General features: G+C 72.0%; 18 protein-coding genes and 1 pseudogene. 8 read left to right on the top strand and 11 right to left on the bottom strand.

The features are described from left to right. Positions 1-38 precede the first annotated feature (38 nt). Together E1265_RS02005 and E1265_RS02000 are read right to left on the bottom strand one after the other, a co-directional pair. A complete protein-coding gene (locus E1265_RS02005) occupies positions 39-731 on the bottom strand; it encodes an HAD-IA family hydrolase (protein ID WP_132928448.1) in 693 nt (230 codons plus the stop codon). After that, complete coding sequence (locus E1265_RS02000) at positions 732-1,598, bottom strand: GntR family transcriptional regulator (protein ID WP_165953619.1); 867 nt, start codon at positions 1,596-1,598, stop codon at positions 732-734. 154 nt (positions 1,599-1,752) lie between these two features. On the opposite strand from E1265_RS02000, the gene E1265_RS01995 reads away from it, so the two are divergent. Beyond that, positions 1,753-1,938, top strand: a complete 186-nt coding sequence (locus E1265_RS01995) for a hypothetical protein (protein WP_132928446.1) — start codon at positions 1,753-1,755, stop codon at positions 1,936-1,938. Positions 1,939-1,962: 24 nt separating this feature from the next. Here E1265_RS01995 and E1265_RS01990 read toward each other — a convergent pair whose 3' ends face one another. Further along, complete coding sequence (locus E1265_RS01990; protein ID WP_132928445.1) at positions 1,963-3,213, bottom strand: GNAT family N-acetyltransferase; 1,251 nt, start codon at positions 3,211-3,213, stop codon at positions 1,963-1,965. 355 nt (positions 3,214-3,568) lie between these two features. Here E1265_RS01990 and E1265_RS01985 point away from each other — a divergent pair, with 355 nt between their 5' ends. Together E1265_RS01985 and E1265_RS01980 are read left to right on the top strand one after the other, a co-directional pair. Further along, a complete protein-coding gene (locus E1265_RS01985; RefSeq protein ID WP_132928444.1) occupies positions 3,569-3,994 on the top strand; it encodes a Fur family transcriptional regulator in 426 nt (141 codons plus the stop codon). Positions 3,995-4,014: 20 nt separating this feature from the next. Continuing rightward, positions 4,015-4,989 carry a glycine cleavage T C-terminal barrel domain-containing protein gene (locus tag E1265_RS01980; protein ID WP_132928443.1) on the top strand — a complete coding sequence of 325 codons (975 nt, stop codon included), beginning with the start codon at positions 4,015-4,017 and terminating at the stop codon, positions 4,987-4,989. Between the two features lie 108 nt (positions 4,990-5,097). Here the strand turns inward: E1265_RS01980 and dtd are convergent, their stop codons facing one another. Beyond that, the gene (dtd, locus tag E1265_RS01975; RefSeq protein WP_132928442.1) at positions 5,098-5,523 is read right to left on the bottom strand and encodes a D-aminoacyl-tRNA deacylase; all 426 of its coding nucleotides are present in this window, start codon (positions 5,521-5,523) and stop codon (positions 5,098-5,100) included. A gap of 165 nt (positions 5,524-5,688) precedes the next feature. Here dtd and E1265_RS01970 point away from each other — a divergent pair, with 165 nt between their 5' ends. The 3 genes from E1265_RS01970 (at position 5,689) to E1265_RS01960 (ending at position 8,010) form a co-directional block, all read left to right on the top strand. Continuing rightward, a complete protein-coding gene (locus E1265_RS01970; RefSeq protein WP_243740469.1) occupies positions 5,689-6,198 on the top strand; it encodes an ABC transporter substrate-binding protein in 510 nt (169 codons plus the stop codon). A 25-nt stretch (positions 6,199-6,223) separates the two neighbouring features. Then, complete coding sequence (locus E1265_RS01965; RefSeq protein ID WP_132928440.1) at positions 6,224-7,129, top strand: asparaginase; 906 nt, start codon at positions 6,224-6,226, stop codon at positions 7,127-7,129. A 119-nt stretch (positions 7,130-7,248) separates the two neighbouring features. Next, the gene (locus E1265_RS01960) at positions 7,249-8,010 is read left to right on the top strand and encodes an SDR family oxidoreductase (RefSeq protein ID WP_132928439.1); all 762 of its coding nucleotides are present in this window, start codon (positions 7,249-7,251) and stop codon (positions 8,008-8,010) included. A gap of 17 nt (positions 8,011-8,027) precedes the next feature. On the opposite strand, the gene E1265_RS01955 is transcribed toward E1265_RS01960, so the two are convergent. Further along, on the bottom strand, positions 8,028-8,606 hold the full coding sequence (locus tag E1265_RS01955; RefSeq protein ID WP_132928438.1) for an FABP family protein: 579 nt from the start codon (positions 8,604-8,606) through the stop codon (positions 8,028-8,030). A gap of 397 nt (positions 8,607-9,003) precedes the next feature. On the opposite strand from E1265_RS01955, the gene E1265_RS01950 reads away from it, so the two are divergent. Continuing rightward, positions 9,004-9,366: a DsrE family protein gene (locus tag E1265_RS01950; protein ID WP_132928437.1), complete on the top strand. Its 363-nt coding sequence runs from the start codon at positions 9,004-9,006 to the stop codon at positions 9,364-9,366. Between the two features lie 125 nt (positions 9,367-9,491). Here the strand turns inward: E1265_RS01950 and E1265_RS01945 are convergent, their stop codons facing one another. From E1265_RS01945 to E1265_RS01925, 6 genes and pseudogenes are all read right to left on the bottom strand, one after another. Next, positions 9,492-9,779, bottom strand: coding sequence for a DUF1416 domain-containing protein (locus E1265_RS01945; protein ID WP_132928436.1), 288 nt, complete (start codon positions 9,777-9,779; stop codon positions 9,492-9,494). A gap of 38 nt (positions 9,780-9,817) precedes the next feature. Further along, positions 9,818-10,657, bottom strand: a complete 840-nt coding sequence (locus tag E1265_RS01940; RefSeq protein WP_132928435.1) for a sulfurtransferase — start codon at positions 10,655-10,657, stop codon at positions 9,818-9,820. 119 nt (positions 10,658-10,776) lie between these two features. Next, positions 10,777-10,878, bottom strand: a complete 102-nt coding sequence (locus tag E1265_RS40580) for a putative leader peptide (RefSeq protein WP_347877143.1) — start codon at positions 10,876-10,878, stop codon at positions 10,777-10,779. 109 nt (positions 10,879-10,987) lie between these two features. Beyond that, positions 10,988-11,707: a DUF2993 domain-containing protein gene (locus E1265_RS01935; protein WP_165953618.1), complete on the bottom strand. Its 720-nt coding sequence runs from the start codon at positions 11,705-11,707 to the stop codon at positions 10,988-10,990. 136 nt (positions 11,708-11,843) lie between these two features. After that, a pseudogene (locus E1265_RS01930) lies at positions 11,844-12,572 on the bottom strand (hypothetical protein); the annotation flags it as partial. Positions 12,573-12,652: 80 nt separating this feature from the next. Then, positions 12,653-12,919 (bottom strand): MoaD/ThiS family protein, encoded by a 267-nt coding sequence (locus E1265_RS01925; protein WP_132928432.1) that lies wholly within the window; start codon positions 12,917-12,919, stop codon positions 12,653-12,655. A gap of 280 nt (positions 12,920-13,199) precedes the next feature. Between E1265_RS01925 and E1265_RS01920 the strand changes: the two genes are divergently transcribed. Beyond that, the gene (locus E1265_RS01920) at positions 13,200-13,946 is read left to right on the top strand and encodes a response regulator transcription factor (protein WP_132928431.1); all 747 of its coding nucleotides are present in this window, start codon (positions 13,200-13,202) and stop codon (positions 13,944-13,946) included. The last annotated feature ends 5 nt before the right edge of the window (positions 13,947-13,951 follow it).

Raw genomic sequence — 13,951 nt, 5'->3', positions numbered from 1 at the left:
CCGTTCGGTTCGGCTGCCGATGGCTCAAAAAGACCTGTTTAGCCGAAGGACGGGGTGATCAGCGCCGTCAGCACCTGCTCGAGCGAGGTCACCACGTGTTCCGCTCCGGCCGTTCTGAAGTCCTCGACGCCCGCCTCACTGGTGGCGTAGCCGAGGAACGGCACGCCGGCGGCTTCCGCGGCGGCCAGGTCGGCGACGCTGTCGCCGATCATCAGGGCGTCGGGCGCCGCGGTTCTGGTCGACGCCAGGGCGCGCAGCAGGGAGTCGGGGTGCGGCTTGAGCCGGGAGACGTCCCGGGTGCGGCCGTGCACCCGGCCGCCGATGTATCCCGAGAGGTTGTGTTGCGCGAGGTAGCGCTCCGCGGCCAGCGGCGAGTTGTTGGTGGCGATGGCCACCTGCCGGCCGCGCGTGGACAGGGCTGCTATCAGGGCCGCGGCGTAGGGAGTTGGCTGGGCCGAGGCGGCGGCGGAGACCTCCTCGTGGGTGAGCGCCGCCTCGAGGCGCTGGACGACTCCGTGGCCCGGGCGCTGCCCGGCGATGCCCCGCAGCACGTGGTGCGGGTCGGGCGAGTCCCGTAAGTCGGCGGTCAGCAGCGCCGACAGGGCCAGCTCGGCCGCGAGGTCCCGCAGCCGTCGGGCGATCGACTCCGCCGATCGGACCGCGAACAGGCGGCACACCGGGCCGTCGAAGTCGAAGAGAACACAGTGTGCGTTACTGATGAGTCCCCTCATCTAACCGAGTGTGAGCGGTTGGGCAAGCGTTGACCAGAGGGACTCGAACCACTGCTGTGACTCTTCAACAAACGCGGTGTCAGAGGAGGACCTGAAAACCTTCGAGCTGAGGCCGAGGACGTCGTAGATCTCCATCTGCTCGTCCTCGTACTCCACGACGCGCGGCACCACCTGGTAGTAGGCGCTCAGCACCTCGCTCCCGTTGAGGAGGTAGAGCTTCTGCACCGGGGTGATGGGCACGGCCCTGATCTCGACGTTCACCTTGGGCACCAGCTGCATCTCGCCGAGCGAGGTCAGCTGGTGGCGCAGCGAGGTGGAGAAGGTGCGGGTGATCTGCCGCAGCCGGGCCAAGGGTCGGCGGTCGGACGGGTCCGAGACCAGCCGGGGGTAGGCGAGCGGCGCGTCCGGGTTGGGCAGCAGCACCCGGATGGAGATCGAGCGGGGCGTCAACTCGCCGGCGGAGATCGCGATCAGCGGCGCGGCGAGCGCCGAGTTGAGGGTCTCGGTGGTGAGGCAGAACGCGTCGATCGAGATGTCCTCGGCGTGGAAGGCGACGGCGATCCGGTCGGCCACCTCCGCGCTGGCCGGTCGTGGACTGTCCCGGCTCGGGGCGGAGACGACGGCGGGTGCGCCGCGGCCTCGGGTGCTGACGTACCCCTCGCGCTCCAGGATGGCCAGCGCCTGGCGCACGGTGGTGCGGTTGGTGCCGAACTCCTCCACCAACGCGCGTTGAGTGGGCAGCCGCTCGTGCTGTCGCAGCTCCCCCTTGCGTATCCGATCACGCAACACCCCCGCCAGGTGGTCGGGAGAGAGCAGGTCACCGGGGTGTTGCGGGGCCTCGCTTGCCGGGGCGATCTCCTGACTCACGCCGAACACCATACAACTTTCGGCCAGATCAGGAAGGTTGGAAAGAGGACGTTTCCAGTAGTCCGCCAACTGGGGAAAAGAAGCGTATAGTTGGCGTACAACTTAGACAACTTCCGGGAAGTTCTCCCGAGTTGACGTGATGTGAGGAGGAGTCATGATCGTCTCGACGGTCGCCGTGGCTGCCCTCGGCATCGCGGTGGAGCGGGCAGTCGACATCCAGTGGGGTCTGCCGGGTCTCATCGGCCTGCTGATCCTGCGGACAGGGCTGCGCAAGCGCAATTTCACCTGCGCATGCGTGGGCACGACGGTGCTGGTAACGCTGTTCGTGGTCGCGGTCTGACGAGGATGCGGATCGCGTAGCGAATCAGAAAACGTCAGGGCACCAAGGGCGTCGGCCCGTGCGGAAGAGCGCGTCCGCACGGGCCGGCGCCCCGTCCGTGTGCACGTCGACCAGACCGGCGTCTGTCAGCCGCGCGGCCGAGGCGTCGCCCAGGTAAAGAGCGGACAACGCGCCGGTGTCCAGCGTCAGATCGGCGCTCCTCGTGGTCGGCACGCAGCTCGCCCCGGCCTCCGAGGCCTCAAGCAAGTAGCGCCCCTCAGACAGCCCCAGGGGGTCGCGGATGTCCAGCACGAGCGCACCGCTGGCCGAGTAACGACGTGCGGTGAGCATGCCGGGGACGTCGAGCGGCCGCACCCACAGCAGGTCCGCGTCGGAGATGGTGGTCGCCGCCCGCTGGTTCGGCAGCAGCAGCGGCAGCAGCGCGTCCGGGTCGCCCTCGTCGCCGGTGCGCACCTCGGTCACCCAGTCGACGGAGAGCAGGAGCCGCCACAGCGCGCGCTCGGCGGCCGGCGTCGCGGCGAACAACTTCCGCACCTTGGCCACGTTGGCCGGCTGCGCGTCTCGCCACGCGTCCTGCACCTCGAAGATCGCGATCCCCTGCGCCTGGCCGGCCGGGTCGCGGAAGAGCACGTAGAACGGCTCCTTCCACGTGTCCGGGCCCCAGCGCAACGCGCCGGTCAGCCGCTCCCAGTACATCGGCACGTTGTCGACCGCGCCGGCCCTGGTGCGCCGGAAGCGCTCGTGCAGCCCCGGCCCCTCCTTCCGGGCCTCGGCGCCGTCCACGAACGCCACGGTGCCCTCGGCCTCCGGCAGCGTCCACCGCGGGTCGAGTGCCGCCAGCGGCTTCTCGACGCGCCACTCGACGCTCCGCGCCGCGGGACCGAACCCGAACCGGCCGTAGATCCGGAACTCGGCGGCAGCCAGCGTGGCCACCACGTCGCCGCGCTCCTTGGCCGCCGCGAGGTCCGCCGCCATCATCCGGCTGAGCAGCCCGCGCCGCCGATGGGTCGCCGTCACCGTGACGCCCGACACCGCGTCGGCCCTCACCACGCCGCCGCCCGGCACCGTCAGCTCCTGGTCGAAGCTGCGGAAGGTCGCCACGCAGCGGTCCCCGTCGAAGGCCCCCTGCGCCCGGCTCATGTCGCTGTGGACCCGCCGCTCCGCCAGCTGCTCCTCGCTCGGCGGCTCCGCGGTCAGGAACCCGGTGTACACCGCTCGGAACCAGGCGTCCTGGTCGGCGGCACTGTCGGCGACGTCGCGAATCTCCAGACCCATGCGGCCGAGGCTACGCGGACCCGCCGACCCCTGGCCAAGGGTTTTCGGTCCGGGGCCCGGCCCGCCGGCGCCGGCTGTCAAGCCCGTCACGTACCGATACGTTCACAGCTCTGTCGCGGCGTGACACGAAGATCGTCGAGACGCGGTGAGAACGGCTAGGCTGCCGAAGGGGGTTCTTCGCGATCGGCGGCGAACTCGGTGCCGAAAACGGCTGCCGCGGACGCGACCGGCCCCCGGAGGCACTTACGGTGGCTTGACGCATGAGGCCGCACGATGAGTACCGCCTCCTCGCACGGACCCCGCCGATTCCCCTCGGGCGGGGTCCGTGCCCATCCGTCGCCCTACACTGGGTCGCGTGGCGAGCACCGACTGGCAGACCGATCTGCGCAACCGCGGATACCGGCTGACCCCGCAGCGGCAGCTGGTGCTCGAGGCTGTCGACAGGCTTGAGCACTCGACGCCCGAGGACATCCTCACCGAGGTGCGGCGCACCGCCGGCGGGGTCAACATCTCGACCGTCTACCGGACCCTTGAGCTCCTCGAGGAGCTCGGCCTGGTGTCCCACACCCACCTCGGCCACGGCGCCCCCACCTACCACCTCGCCGAGCGGCACGACCACATGCACCTCATGTGCCGGGACTGCGAGAAGGTGATTGAGGCGGACGTGGACATGGCGGCGCCGTTCGCCGCGCGGCTGCGCGAGCGGTTCGGCTTCGACACCGACATGAAGCACTTCGCGATCTTCGGCCGGTGCGAGGAGTGCCAGGCCCGCGGCCGCTGACCGGTCGTACGCTTGAGGGCATGTCGTCGTACGCCAGCCCGTTGCTGTCCCTGCCAGGTGCCGTGCCCGCCGAGGGTCCCGACGCGGGGGTGGCCGCGCACTACGGAGATCTGTTCCGGGAGCAGCGCTCGCTCGCCAAGGGGGAGGGGTTCGTCGACCTCTCGCACCGCGACGTGGTGACCGTCGCCGGCCCCGAGCGGCTGAGCTGGCTGCACCTGCTGATCACGCAGCACGTCACCGAGCTCCAGCCGGGGCACGCCACCGAGGCGCTGATCCTCTCGGCCAAGGGCCACATCGAGCACGCGCTCTACCTGGTGGACGACGGCGAGACGACCTGGCTGCACACCGAGCCGGGACAGGCCGCCGCGCTGGTCTCCTACCTGGAGAGCATGAAGTTCTTCTACCGGGTGGACGTCGCCGACCGCACGGCCGAGTTCGCCGTGGTGTGGCTGCCGGCCGGTTCCATCGTCGAGACGCCGGCCGGGGTGGTGGTGCGGGAGACGCCGGGCGGGCGCGACCTGTTCCTGCCGCGCCCCGAGCTCGCGTCGTTCGCCGAGCGCGTCGGCTCGCCGGCCGGGGCGCTGGCGCTCGAGGCGCTGCGCGTCGAGGCGCACCGGCCGCGGCTGGGCCGGGAGACCGACCACCGCACCATCCCGCACGAGCTCGGCTGGCTGGAGTCGGCGGTGCACCTGCACAAGGGCTGCTACCGGGGGCAGGAGACCGTGGCCCGCGTGCAGAACCTGGGCCGGCCGCCCCGGCGCCTGGTCTTCCTGCACCTGGACGGCAGCGAGGTGACCATCCCGGAGCACGGCGACCCGGTGCGGCTCGCCGCCGACGGCCCCGAGGGCCGGCAGCTCGGCTTCGTCACCACCTCGGCCCGCCACCACGAGCTGGGCCCGATCGCGCTCGCCCTGGTCAAGCGGAACGTGCCGGCCGACGCCGAGCTCCTGGCCGGCACCACGCCGGCCGCTCAGGAGATCGTCGTCGAACCCTGACACCGCACCGGCGGAACCGGCCAGCGACCGTGGACGCGCTCGGCGGGTGCCCGCGACAACCGGTGGCCCAGCCGCTCGCTGTCCCGCCGGGCCGCACCCGCCGCTGGCTCAGACTTCCAAAAGCACGGTGAACGGCCCCTCGTTCGTCAGAACAACTCGCATTTTCGCGCCGAAGCGGCCGGTGGCCACGGTCGCGCCGAGCGCGCGCAGTTCGCTCACCACCGCGGCCACCAGGGGCTCGGCCACCTCGCCGGGCGCCGCCGCGTTCCAGGTGGGGCGGCGCCCCTTGCGCGCGTCACCGTAGAGGGTGAACTGGGAGATCACCAGCAGCGGCGCCCCCACGTCCGAGCAGGACTTCTCGCCATCCAGCACGCGCAGCGTCCACAGCTTGCGGGCCAGCCTGGTCGCCGCCTCCGGGGTGTCCGTGTGCGTGGCGCCGACCAGCACGCACAGCCCCTCGCCCACGATCTCCCCGACCGTCTCGCCGGCCACCTCGACGGCCGCCCCGGCGACCCGTTGCACCACCGCTCGCATGCCGCCCATCATGCCGGAACGTTCCGCCCGGGGGCGCCGCGCTCCGGAGCCATCCGGATGGGTGCCAAAGCGCTGCGCTCGATGGGTACACAGTGACACGATGCGTGCCACGGGGTACGTACCGCGCGCCACCGCACCGAAATGGGGATGAGGGGACAAAACCGCATGATCACACCGGGCGCCCTGTGGCGTGACGTCCAGCCCGATCTGCGGGCACTTAGGCTGGCCGAGCTGCGCGAGCTACGCCGCTCGGCGCAGCGCGAGGAGGCCGATCTCAGCTTCGTCCGGCGGCTGTTGCAGGGGCGGATCGACATCCTTGAGGCGGAGCGGCGCCGCCGGATCGCCCCCGAGGTCGGGCTGATCGACCAGCTGCCGCGCATCCTCGCCGACCCGCCGTCCCGACAGCGCTCCTCGGCCCGCCATGTGACGCTCTCCACGCCCGCGAGCGAGGAGTACCGGCGGTTGGCCGAGGAGATGCTGGGCGAGGTCGAGCTGTCCAACCTGGGCGGCCTCAGCGACGAGGTGCTGCACGACGCGCTCGCCAGGCTGGCCCGTTGGGAGGCCGAGGTGTCGCGCCGGCGGCAGGCGCTGCACCGCACGGCGGACGGCTGCGGGGCCGAGATCGCCCGCAGGTACCGTGAGGGCGAGGCGCAGGTGGACGACCTGCTCTCCTAGCCGACCGTGAGAAGGGCCCCCCGCGATGCCGTCCGAGATAGTCACCGCCCCCGTGCTGGCCGAGGTGGTCCGCTCCGGCTTCGTGGAGGGCGGGCACCGCGGCTCGCTGGTAGTCCTGGCCGCCGACGGCACGGTCGAGCTGGCCCTGGGCGACGTCACCGGGCCCTGCTTCCCCCGGTCGAGCAACAAGCCGATGCAGGCGGCCGCCGTGCTGCGGGCCGGCGTCGAGCTGGCCGGCGAGCGGCTCGCGATCGCCGCCGCCAGCCACGCGGGCGAGGACTTCCACCAGCGGCTCGTGCGCGAACTGCTGGCCGAGCACGGCCTTGACGAGGAGGCGCTGCGCTGCCCGCAGGACGGCCCCGAGCGGACCAGGGTGGCCATGAACTGCTCGGGCAAGCACGCCGCCATGCTCGCCGCCTGCGTCACCCGCGGCTGGCCCGTCGCGTCGTACCTGGACCCCGACCACCCTCTGCAGCGGCTGGTCGCCGAGACCGTCGAGGCCGCCACCGGCGAGCCGGTGGCGCACGTCGCCGTGGACGGCTGCGGGGCGCCGCTGCTGGCGTTCTCGCTGACCGGCCTGGCCCGCGCCTTCCGCGCCTTCGTGCTCGCCGAGCCCGGCAGTCCGGAGCGGCGGGTGGCCGACGCGATGCGCGCGCACCCCGAGTACGTGGCCGGCACCGGGCGGCTCGACACCCTGGTGATGCGCGGGCTGCCGGGCGCCCTGTCCAAGGCCGGCGCCGAGGGCGTGCAGGCGCTCGCGCTGCCGGACGGCCGGGCGATCGCGCTCAAGATCGAGGACGGCGCGGCCCGGGCCCGCGGCCCGGTGCTGGCCGCCGCGCTACGCCGGCTCGGCGTGGACGCCTCGGCGGTGCCGCCCGAGGTCGTGCACGGCGGTGGCCGCGCGGTGGGCGAGGTGCGGGCGGCGTTCTAGACCCCGCCGCTCTGGGCCCTGCGTTCTGGACCCCGTCCTGCCGGCCCGCCTCCCACAGGACGCCTGCTCCTGGAAGGATGGCCGGGACGGGGTGGGACCAGAGTGAAGGGAGCGGCCCCATGGACCTGGGGCTCCGTGAGCGGGTCTATGTCATCACCGGCGGCAGCAAGGGACTCGGCTACGCCACCGCCGAGGCGTTGGTCGCCGACGGCGCGCGGGTGGTGCTCGCAGCCCGGGACAAGGCGACCGTGGCCGCCGCCGCCGGTCGGCTCGGCCCCGACATCGCGGTCGGCGAGGCGGCCGACCTGGGCGACGCCTCCGCGGCCGAGCGCCTCGTGGCGCTGGCCCACGACCGGTTCGGCCGGCTCGACGGCGCGCTGCTCTCGGTCGGCGGCCCGCCGCCCGGCACGGCCGCGACCGCCACCGACGAGCAGTGGCGGGAGGCGTTCGAGACGGTCTTCCTCGGCGCGGTGCGCGGCGCGCGCACGGTCGCCAGGCGCCTGTCCGAGAGCGAGGAGGGCGGCGCGGTCGGCCTGGTGCTCTCCACCTCGGTCCGCTCGCCCATCGCCGGCCTCGGTATCTCCAACGGGCTGCGCCCCGGGCTCGCCATGGTGGCCAAGGACCTGGCCGACGAGTTCGGGCCGCGCGCGGTGCGGGTGTTCGGCCTGCTGCCGGGGCGGATCGCCACCGACCGGATGCGGGACCTGGACGCCGCCTTCGGCCCCGCGGCCAGGGAGCGCGCGGTCGCCGCCATCCCGCTCGCCCGCTACGGGGAGCCCGCCGAGTTCGGCCGGACGGCCGCCTTCCTGCTCTCCCCGGCGGCCGGCTACGTCACCGGGTCGATCATCCCCGTCGACGGCGGCGCGCTGCGCACGATCTGAGGCGCGCGACTCAGCGGTCAGCGGAAGAAGGCGATGCCGTCGTCCGGGAGGTCCTTGAGGTCGGCGACCCACTCCCGGGGGTCCACCGCCTTCTTCAGCTGCGCCGACATGTAGGGACGCAGGGGCGTGTCGGGGGTGGCCTTCTCGCCGACCCACATCAGGTCACCGTTGACGTAGCCGTAGAGGCGCTTGCCGCCCGAGTACGCGGGGGAGCCCGGGGTGCGGGCGACGGCGTCGGTGACGAGGTCGATCTGCGGCTTGCCCTCGGCCAGTTCGCCGTACCAGATCTCGGCCACGCCCTGGTCGCGGATCATCACGACCTCGACCTCGCGGTCCTTGATCCGCCAGTAGCCGTGCTCCGACTCCAGCGGGCGCACGCGGTTGCCCTCGTCGTCGAGCTGCCAGGTGTGCGAGACGTACTCGAGGAAGTCCCGGCCGTCGTGCGCGAAGGTGACCTGCTGGCCGAAGTTGCACGCCTCGGCGTCGGGGCCCTCTTGCTTTTCGAAACCCTCGGCCACCCCGGCGCCCTGCCAGGTGCCGAGCAGGAAGGCGAGGGGGACGAGGGAGGGGTGGAGGTCCGTGGGGATCTCGATCATCGGTTCAGCGCTGGCCCTGGTAGAGCTTCTTCACGACCAGGCCCGCGAAGGCGGCGGAGCCGACGACGACCAGTGCCATCAGGGTGATGAAGAATGCCTCGAGCACAGGGCCTCCTTGGGCCGGTCGTTACGTTGCAAGGTGAGTCTAGTAGCCCGCTCCGGGTAGAGCTCAGTGAGGGTACGCCGAGGGGGCTCGCCTCTTGCGTGCTCCCTTGACCGTTTTGTGATCACTGCGGATGAACGCGTTTGAGCCTTCGTGCGTCTAAGGGCGTGGAAAGGATGTGATCATGAATTGTCCGAACTGTGGCGGGACCATGCATCAGGGCCCACAGGGAGACTGGGTCTGCGGAATTTGTGGTACGTCACGTTAGTTCCGTAGCCACGTTACGGTGACGGCATGGCTGAGAAACTGGTGATCAAGGTGACGGCTGGGGCTGACGCTCCAGAGCGTTGCTCGCAGGCCTTCACGGTGGCCGCGGTGGCCGCCGCCAGCGGGGTCGAGGTCTCGCTGTGGCTGACCGGGGAGTCGGCGTGGTTCGCGCTCCCGGGGCGTGCGGAGGAGTTCGAGCTGCCGCACGCGGCGCCGCTGCCCGAGCTGATCGCCGGTATCCAATCGGGGGGGCGGATCACTCTGTGTACGCAGTGCGCCGCCCGCAGGGGGATCAAGGAGGAGGATGTGCTCGACGGGGTGCGGATCGCCGGCGCTCAGGTCTTCGTGAGCGAGATCATGCCGGGCGGCGTACGGGCCCTCGTCTACTGAACCTGCGACCGGAGCTTCACGGACACTTCACGGACAGCGGGGCTGTCCGACGCAACGGGGGGAAACAGCGAAGGCCGCGCCCGGGTCGGGCGCGGCCTCCGTCGCGTACTGGTGCCGTCGATCGGTCAGACGGCGATGGCGACCTCGACGAGGCCGCCCTGCTGGGCGACCACCGTGCGATCGGCCGTGGCGCCGGGGACGAGGGCGCGCACCGTCCACGTGCCCTCCGCCGCGTAGAAGCGGAACTGGCCGGTCGCCGAGGTCGGCACCTCGGCGGTGAACTCGCCGCCGCTGTCCAGCAGCCGGACGTAGCCCGTCACCGGCTCGCCGTCCCGGGTGACCGAACCCTGGATGGTCGTCTCACCGGCCTTGATCCCGGCGGCGTCCGGGCCGCCCGCCTTCGCTCCGCACATCGCTGTCTCCCTTTCGACTTCGGGCTTGGGGGCCGGGCCTACTTGGCCGGGCCGGTCTCGACCGGCACGCCGACCAGCGAGCCGTACTCGGTCCAGGAACCGTCGTAGTTCTTCACGTTCGGCACGCCGAGGATCTCGTGCAGCACGAACCAGGTGTGCGCCGAGCGCTCACCGATCCGGCAGTAGGCGATGGTGTCCTTGCCCAGGTCCACGCCCTCGCCCTGGTACAGCTCCTTCAGCTCGTCGTCGGAGCGGAAGGTGCCGTCGTCGTTGGCCGACTTGGACCACGGGATGTTCCTGGCCGACGGGATGTGGCCCGCCACCTGGGACTGCTCCTGCGGCAGGTGCGCCGGGGCCAGCAGCTTCCCGACGAACTCGTCGGGGGAGCGGACGTCCACCAGGTTCTTGGTGCCGATGGCCGCCACCACCTCGTCGCGGAAGGCGCGGATCGAGGTGTCCTGCTCCTTGGCCTTGTACTCGGTGGCCGCCCTGGTCGGGACCTCGTCGACCAGCTCGCGGGCGTCGAGCTCCCACTTCTTGCGGCCGCCGTCCAGCAGGCGGACGTCCTCGTGGCCGTAGAGCTTGAAGTACCAGTAGGCGTAGGCCGCGAACCAGTTGTTGTTGCCGCCGTAGAGGACGACGGTGTCGTCGTTGGCGATGCCCTTCGCGGAGAGCAGCGCCTCGAAGCCGGCCTGGTCGACGAAGTCGCGCCGGACCGGGTCCTGGAGCTCCTTCTTCCAGTCGATCCGGACGGCGTTCCTGATGTGGTTCTTCTCGTAGGCGGAGGTGTCCTCGTCCACCTCCACGAGCACGACCTTCGCGTCGTCGATGTGCTCCTGCACCCAGTCGGCGTCCACCAGGACGTCACTGCGGCTCATGCTGTTCTCCTTCGGCGATCTGCGGAACCTGCGGGGCGGGGCGCACGGGGCGCGGTGCGGCACCCGGGCGCGGGAGAGCGCGCAGCGCGAGAGGCGCCGCACGGGGATGAGGTGGGCCGTCAGCCGACGCGGCGACAGAGCATGGCGGCGACGCGGCAGAGGTCGACCGCCCGTCGCTTGGTGAGGCCCCCGGCGGGGGTGCCCGCAGCCTGTCGCGTCATGGGGGCGATCGTAGCCGGTCGGATGCCGGTTATGTCACCGCCGTTCCAGATGCTGAGACATGGGTGACTGTCATGTGGAACGGCCGGTGTCTCCCCGGTTCCCGTGGGGCTAGCCGAGGCTCATGTTCGAGCCGCTGATGGTGATCCGCACCCCGTCCTCGGTCGGGTCCACCGAGTCCAGGTTCACGCCGTCGGGCAGCCCCGTGATGGTCCGCCCGGTGTCCAGCTGCTCCCGGATCGCGCCCTGGATCTGCTCCCCGCCGACGTCCGGGATGTCCGAGTCGTCCACCGAGAGCCGTACCGAGTCGCCGTCGAGCACCAGCTCGCCCGGCACCTCGCCCACGTCGAGCGTCTGGCCGAACGCGGTCGCCTGCAGCGTCAGCAGCAGCTGCCCGTCCCCCGCGTAGCCGAACTCGACGCCGAAGCCGCTGTCGCCGGCGGCCAGCAGCTCGCCGTAGGCCCTGGTCATCTCCTCGTAGGAGATCAGGCCCTCGCCGTCGGCCCGCTCGGCCGTGGCGCTCGAGAAGTCGCCGGCTATCTCCACGTCCCGCAGGTCGGCCGAGAGCTCCGAGATCAGCAGCGCCTGGCCGTCCACCTCGGCCTCGTAGTCGTCGAGACCGAGGGTCACGTGGTTCAGGTGGCGGCCCAGCGCCTGGGTGAGGAAGGGGAAGCCGTTGATGGTGACGCTCGGCTCGCTGCTGAGCCCGAGCGTGCTTCTGGCCTGCGAGGCGACCTCGCTCTGCGCGACCCGGACCGCCACCCGGTCGGCGATGACGGCGAGCACGGCGAGCACGCCCAAGATGATCAGACTTATTCGCAGTGCGCGCATCGGGCCTAGATCCCCCATGGTCCATCGGTGCACCCGGTCATTGGTGCGAAGTGCCGCGAGCGTAGCGCGCGCGAATGATCCGCAGGAGGGTGGGCCGACGCTTGCAGCACGCCCGTTACACGCGGCCTCGGCGCCGTCAGAGCAGTGCGAGCGCGAGCAGATAGCCGGCCGGGGCCGCGGCCGTGAGCGGCAGCGCGACGCCCGCGGTGAAGTGCACGAACCGGGAAGGGAAGTCGTAGCTGGCCACCCGCAGCCCGATCAGCGCCACGACGCCGCCGGCCGCCGCGAACACGACCGCGTCCGTGCCGAGGTCCGTCAACGGCTCCGCCACCGCGCCCGCGCCCGCCGCGGCCGCGAGCGCCAGCACCGGCCAGACGAACGGCACGCGCAACGCCGCGAACAGCGTCGCCGCAGCCACCCCGCACGCCGTCATCGCCACCGCGCTCCCCGAGACCGTCGCGGCGGCTAGGTGCCCGGTGGCCACGCCCGTGAGCAGAGTGGCCGCGGCCGTCGCCGTCAACGAGTCGAGCCGCTCGTCGGCCGAGCCCCGGTGCCGCAGCTGGAGCACGAGGACCAGCAGGAACCACACCCCGAGCACCGCGAGCAGCGCCTCCGGCTGCCGGTCCTCGTCCACCACGAGCAGCGCCGCGTCCGCCGCCAGACCGCCGGCGAACGCCAGCGCGATGCCCTGCCGCGCCGGCCACATCCCGTTCAGCCGGAACCAGCCGGCCGCCGTCACCGCCTGCAGCACCACGAGCGCCGGCAGCAGGGCCCACCGGCCGAGCGGCGCCGTCGCCGCGAAGAGCCCGGACAGCGCGACCGTCAGCAGCGCCGGCTGGATCCCCGGGCTGATGATCGGCGACCGCGCCCGATGCCGCCCCGCCACCGGCTGCCGCTCCGTGTCGGCGCGCACGTTCACCATCCCGTTCACGTCCCGACCCCCCTTCACCGCGCGCCGCCCGCGAAGGGCGGCAGCACCTCGACCGTGCCGCCCTCGGGCAGCGTGACCGTCTCGTGGGTCCGGGGGCCGACCTGCTCCCCGTTCACCAGGAAGGAGCAGCGCGTCAGCACCCGCGCGAACTCGGGCCGGTCGGCGTGGCGCGCCCTGGCCGCCTCAAGCGCCCCGGCGAGCGTGGCGGCCTCGTACGCCTCCTCCGCCGTCCCAGCGGCGGCCTTGGCCGCCGCCCAGTAACGGATCGTGCCGCTCGCCATCCGGCCTCTCCTCGTCTCTCACGTCTCTCGGGTTCCGTCGGGGTGTGCCGCACCATGATGGACCGGCGGGCGCGCGTGCGGGCGCACGGGTACACGCGCCGGCCCGCGCTCTCGCGGGCGGCAGTGTGATACGCGCCCCTGCGCAAGGTGAAATGTTTCGGCTATGCTGCTCGCGAAAGAAGGATCCGGGCACTGACGCCATCCCGGGTCCTTCCGTGTTTTCTGGGCAGAGCCGCTCGAATCGTCCCCGCGCCAGGACTGAGGAAGGAACGCCCCCGCTATGAGCTCGCTGCTTCTCCTGACCAACGCCCTTCAGCCCTCGTCGCAAGTCCTCCCCGCACTCGAGCTGCTGCTCCACAACGTACGCGTCGCCCCCGCCGAGGGCCCGGCCCTGGTGGACGCCCCCAGCGCCGACGTCATCCTCATCGACGGCCGCAAGGACCTGCCGCAGGTCCGCTCCCTCTGCCAGCTGCTGCGGTCCACCGGGCCCGGGTGCCCGCTGGTGCTGATCGTGACCGAGGGCGGTCTTGCCGCCGTGACGGCCGACTGGGGCGTCGACGACGTGGTCCTCGACACCGCGGGCCCGGCCGAGGTCGAGGCGCGGCTGCGGTTGGCCACCGGCCGCCAGCAGCTGTCGAGCGACGACAGCCCGATGGAGATCCGCAACGGCGACCTGTCGGTCGACGAGGCGACCTACAGCGCGAAGCTGAAGGGGCGGGTGCTGGACCTGACCTTCAAGGAGTTCGAGCTGCTGAAGTACCTGGCGCAGCACCCGGGCCGCGTCTTCACGCGGGCGCAGCTGCTGCAGGAGGTCTGGGGCTACGACTACTTCGGCGGCACGCGCACGGTGGACGTTCACGTCCGTCGACTGCGGGCCAAGCTGGGGCCCGAGCACGAGTCGCTGATCGGCACGGTGCGGAACGTGGGCTACCGCTTCGTGGTCCCGGAGAAGGAGAAGGCGGCGGAGGACGCGGTGACGCGTGAGGCCGAGGCCCTGGTAAAGGAAGCGGCGGCCCGCCACAAGTAGACGAC

Source organism: Streptomyces sp. 8K308 (genome assembly GCF_004348315.1).
Classification (GTDB): domain Bacteria; phylum Actinomycetota; class Actinomycetes; order Streptomycetales; family Streptomycetaceae; genus Streptomyces.
The sequence above is the reverse complement of the archived record's forward strand: the minus strand, read 5'-3'. Positions and strand labels throughout refer to the sequence as shown.

Bases quoted from the DNA above. Each gene is read 5' to 3' on its own strand.
- E1265_RS01920 (WP_132928431.1), top strand. From the start codon at position 13,200: ATGAGCTCGCTGCTTCTCCTGACCAACGCCCTTCAGCCCTCGTCGCAA.
- E1265_RS40580 (WP_347877143.1), bottom strand. From the start codon at position 10,878: ATGACGCGACAGGCTGCGGGCACCCCCGCCGGGGGCCTCACCAAGCGA.
- E1265_RS01940 (WP_132928435.1), bottom strand. From the start codon at position 10,657: ATGAGCCGCAGTGACGTCCTGGTGGACGCCGACTGGGTGCAGGAGCAC.
- E1265_RS01955 (WP_132928438.1), bottom strand. From the start codon at position 8,606: ATGATCGAGATCCCCACGGACCTCCACCCCTCCCTCGTCCCCCTCGCC.
- E1265_RS01950 (WP_132928437.1), top strand. From the start codon at position 9,004: ATGGCTGAGAAACTGGTGATCAAGGTGACGGCTGGGGCTGACGCTCCA.
- E1265_RS02005 (WP_132928448.1), bottom strand. From the start codon at position 731: ATGAGGGGACTCATCAGTAACGCACACTGTGTTCTCTTCGACTTCGAC.
- dtd (WP_132928442.1), bottom strand. From the start codon at position 5,523: ATGCGAGCGGTGGTGCAACGGGTCGCCGGGGCGGCCGTCGAGGTGGCC.
- E1265_RS01945 (WP_132928436.1), bottom strand. From the start codon at position 9,779: ATGTGCGGAGCGAAGGCGGGCGGCCCGGACGCCGCCGGGATCAAGGCC.
- E1265_RS01965 (WP_132928440.1), top strand. From the start codon at position 6,224: ATGCCGTCCGAGATAGTCACCGCCCCCGTGCTGGCCGAGGTGGTCCGC.
- E1265_RS01925 (WP_132928432.1), bottom strand. From the start codon at position 12,919: ATGGCGAGCGGCACGATCCGTTACTGGGCGGCGGCCAAGGCCGCCGCT.
- E1265_RS01995 (WP_132928446.1), top strand. From the start codon at position 1,753: ATGATCGTCTCGACGGTCGCCGTGGCTGCCCTCGGCATCGCGGTGGAG.
- E1265_RS01960 (WP_132928439.1), top strand. From the start codon at position 7,249: ATGGACCTGGGGCTCCGTGAGCGGGTCTATGTCATCACCGGCGGCAGC.
- E1265_RS01980 (WP_132928443.1), top strand. From the start codon at position 4,015: ATGTCGTCGTACGCCAGCCCGTTGCTGTCCCTGCCAGGTGCCGTGCCC.
- E1265_RS01990 (WP_132928445.1), bottom strand. From the start codon at position 3,213: ATGGGTCTGGAGATTCGCGACGTCGCCGACAGTGCCGCCGACCAGGAC.
- E1265_RS01935 (WP_165953618.1), bottom strand. From the start codon at position 11,707: ATGCGCGCACTGCGAATAAGTCTGATCATCTTGGGCGTGCTCGCCGTG.
- E1265_RS01970 (WP_243740469.1), top strand. From the start codon at position 5,689: ATGATCACACCGGGCGCCCTGTGGCGTGACGTCCAGCCCGATCTGCGG.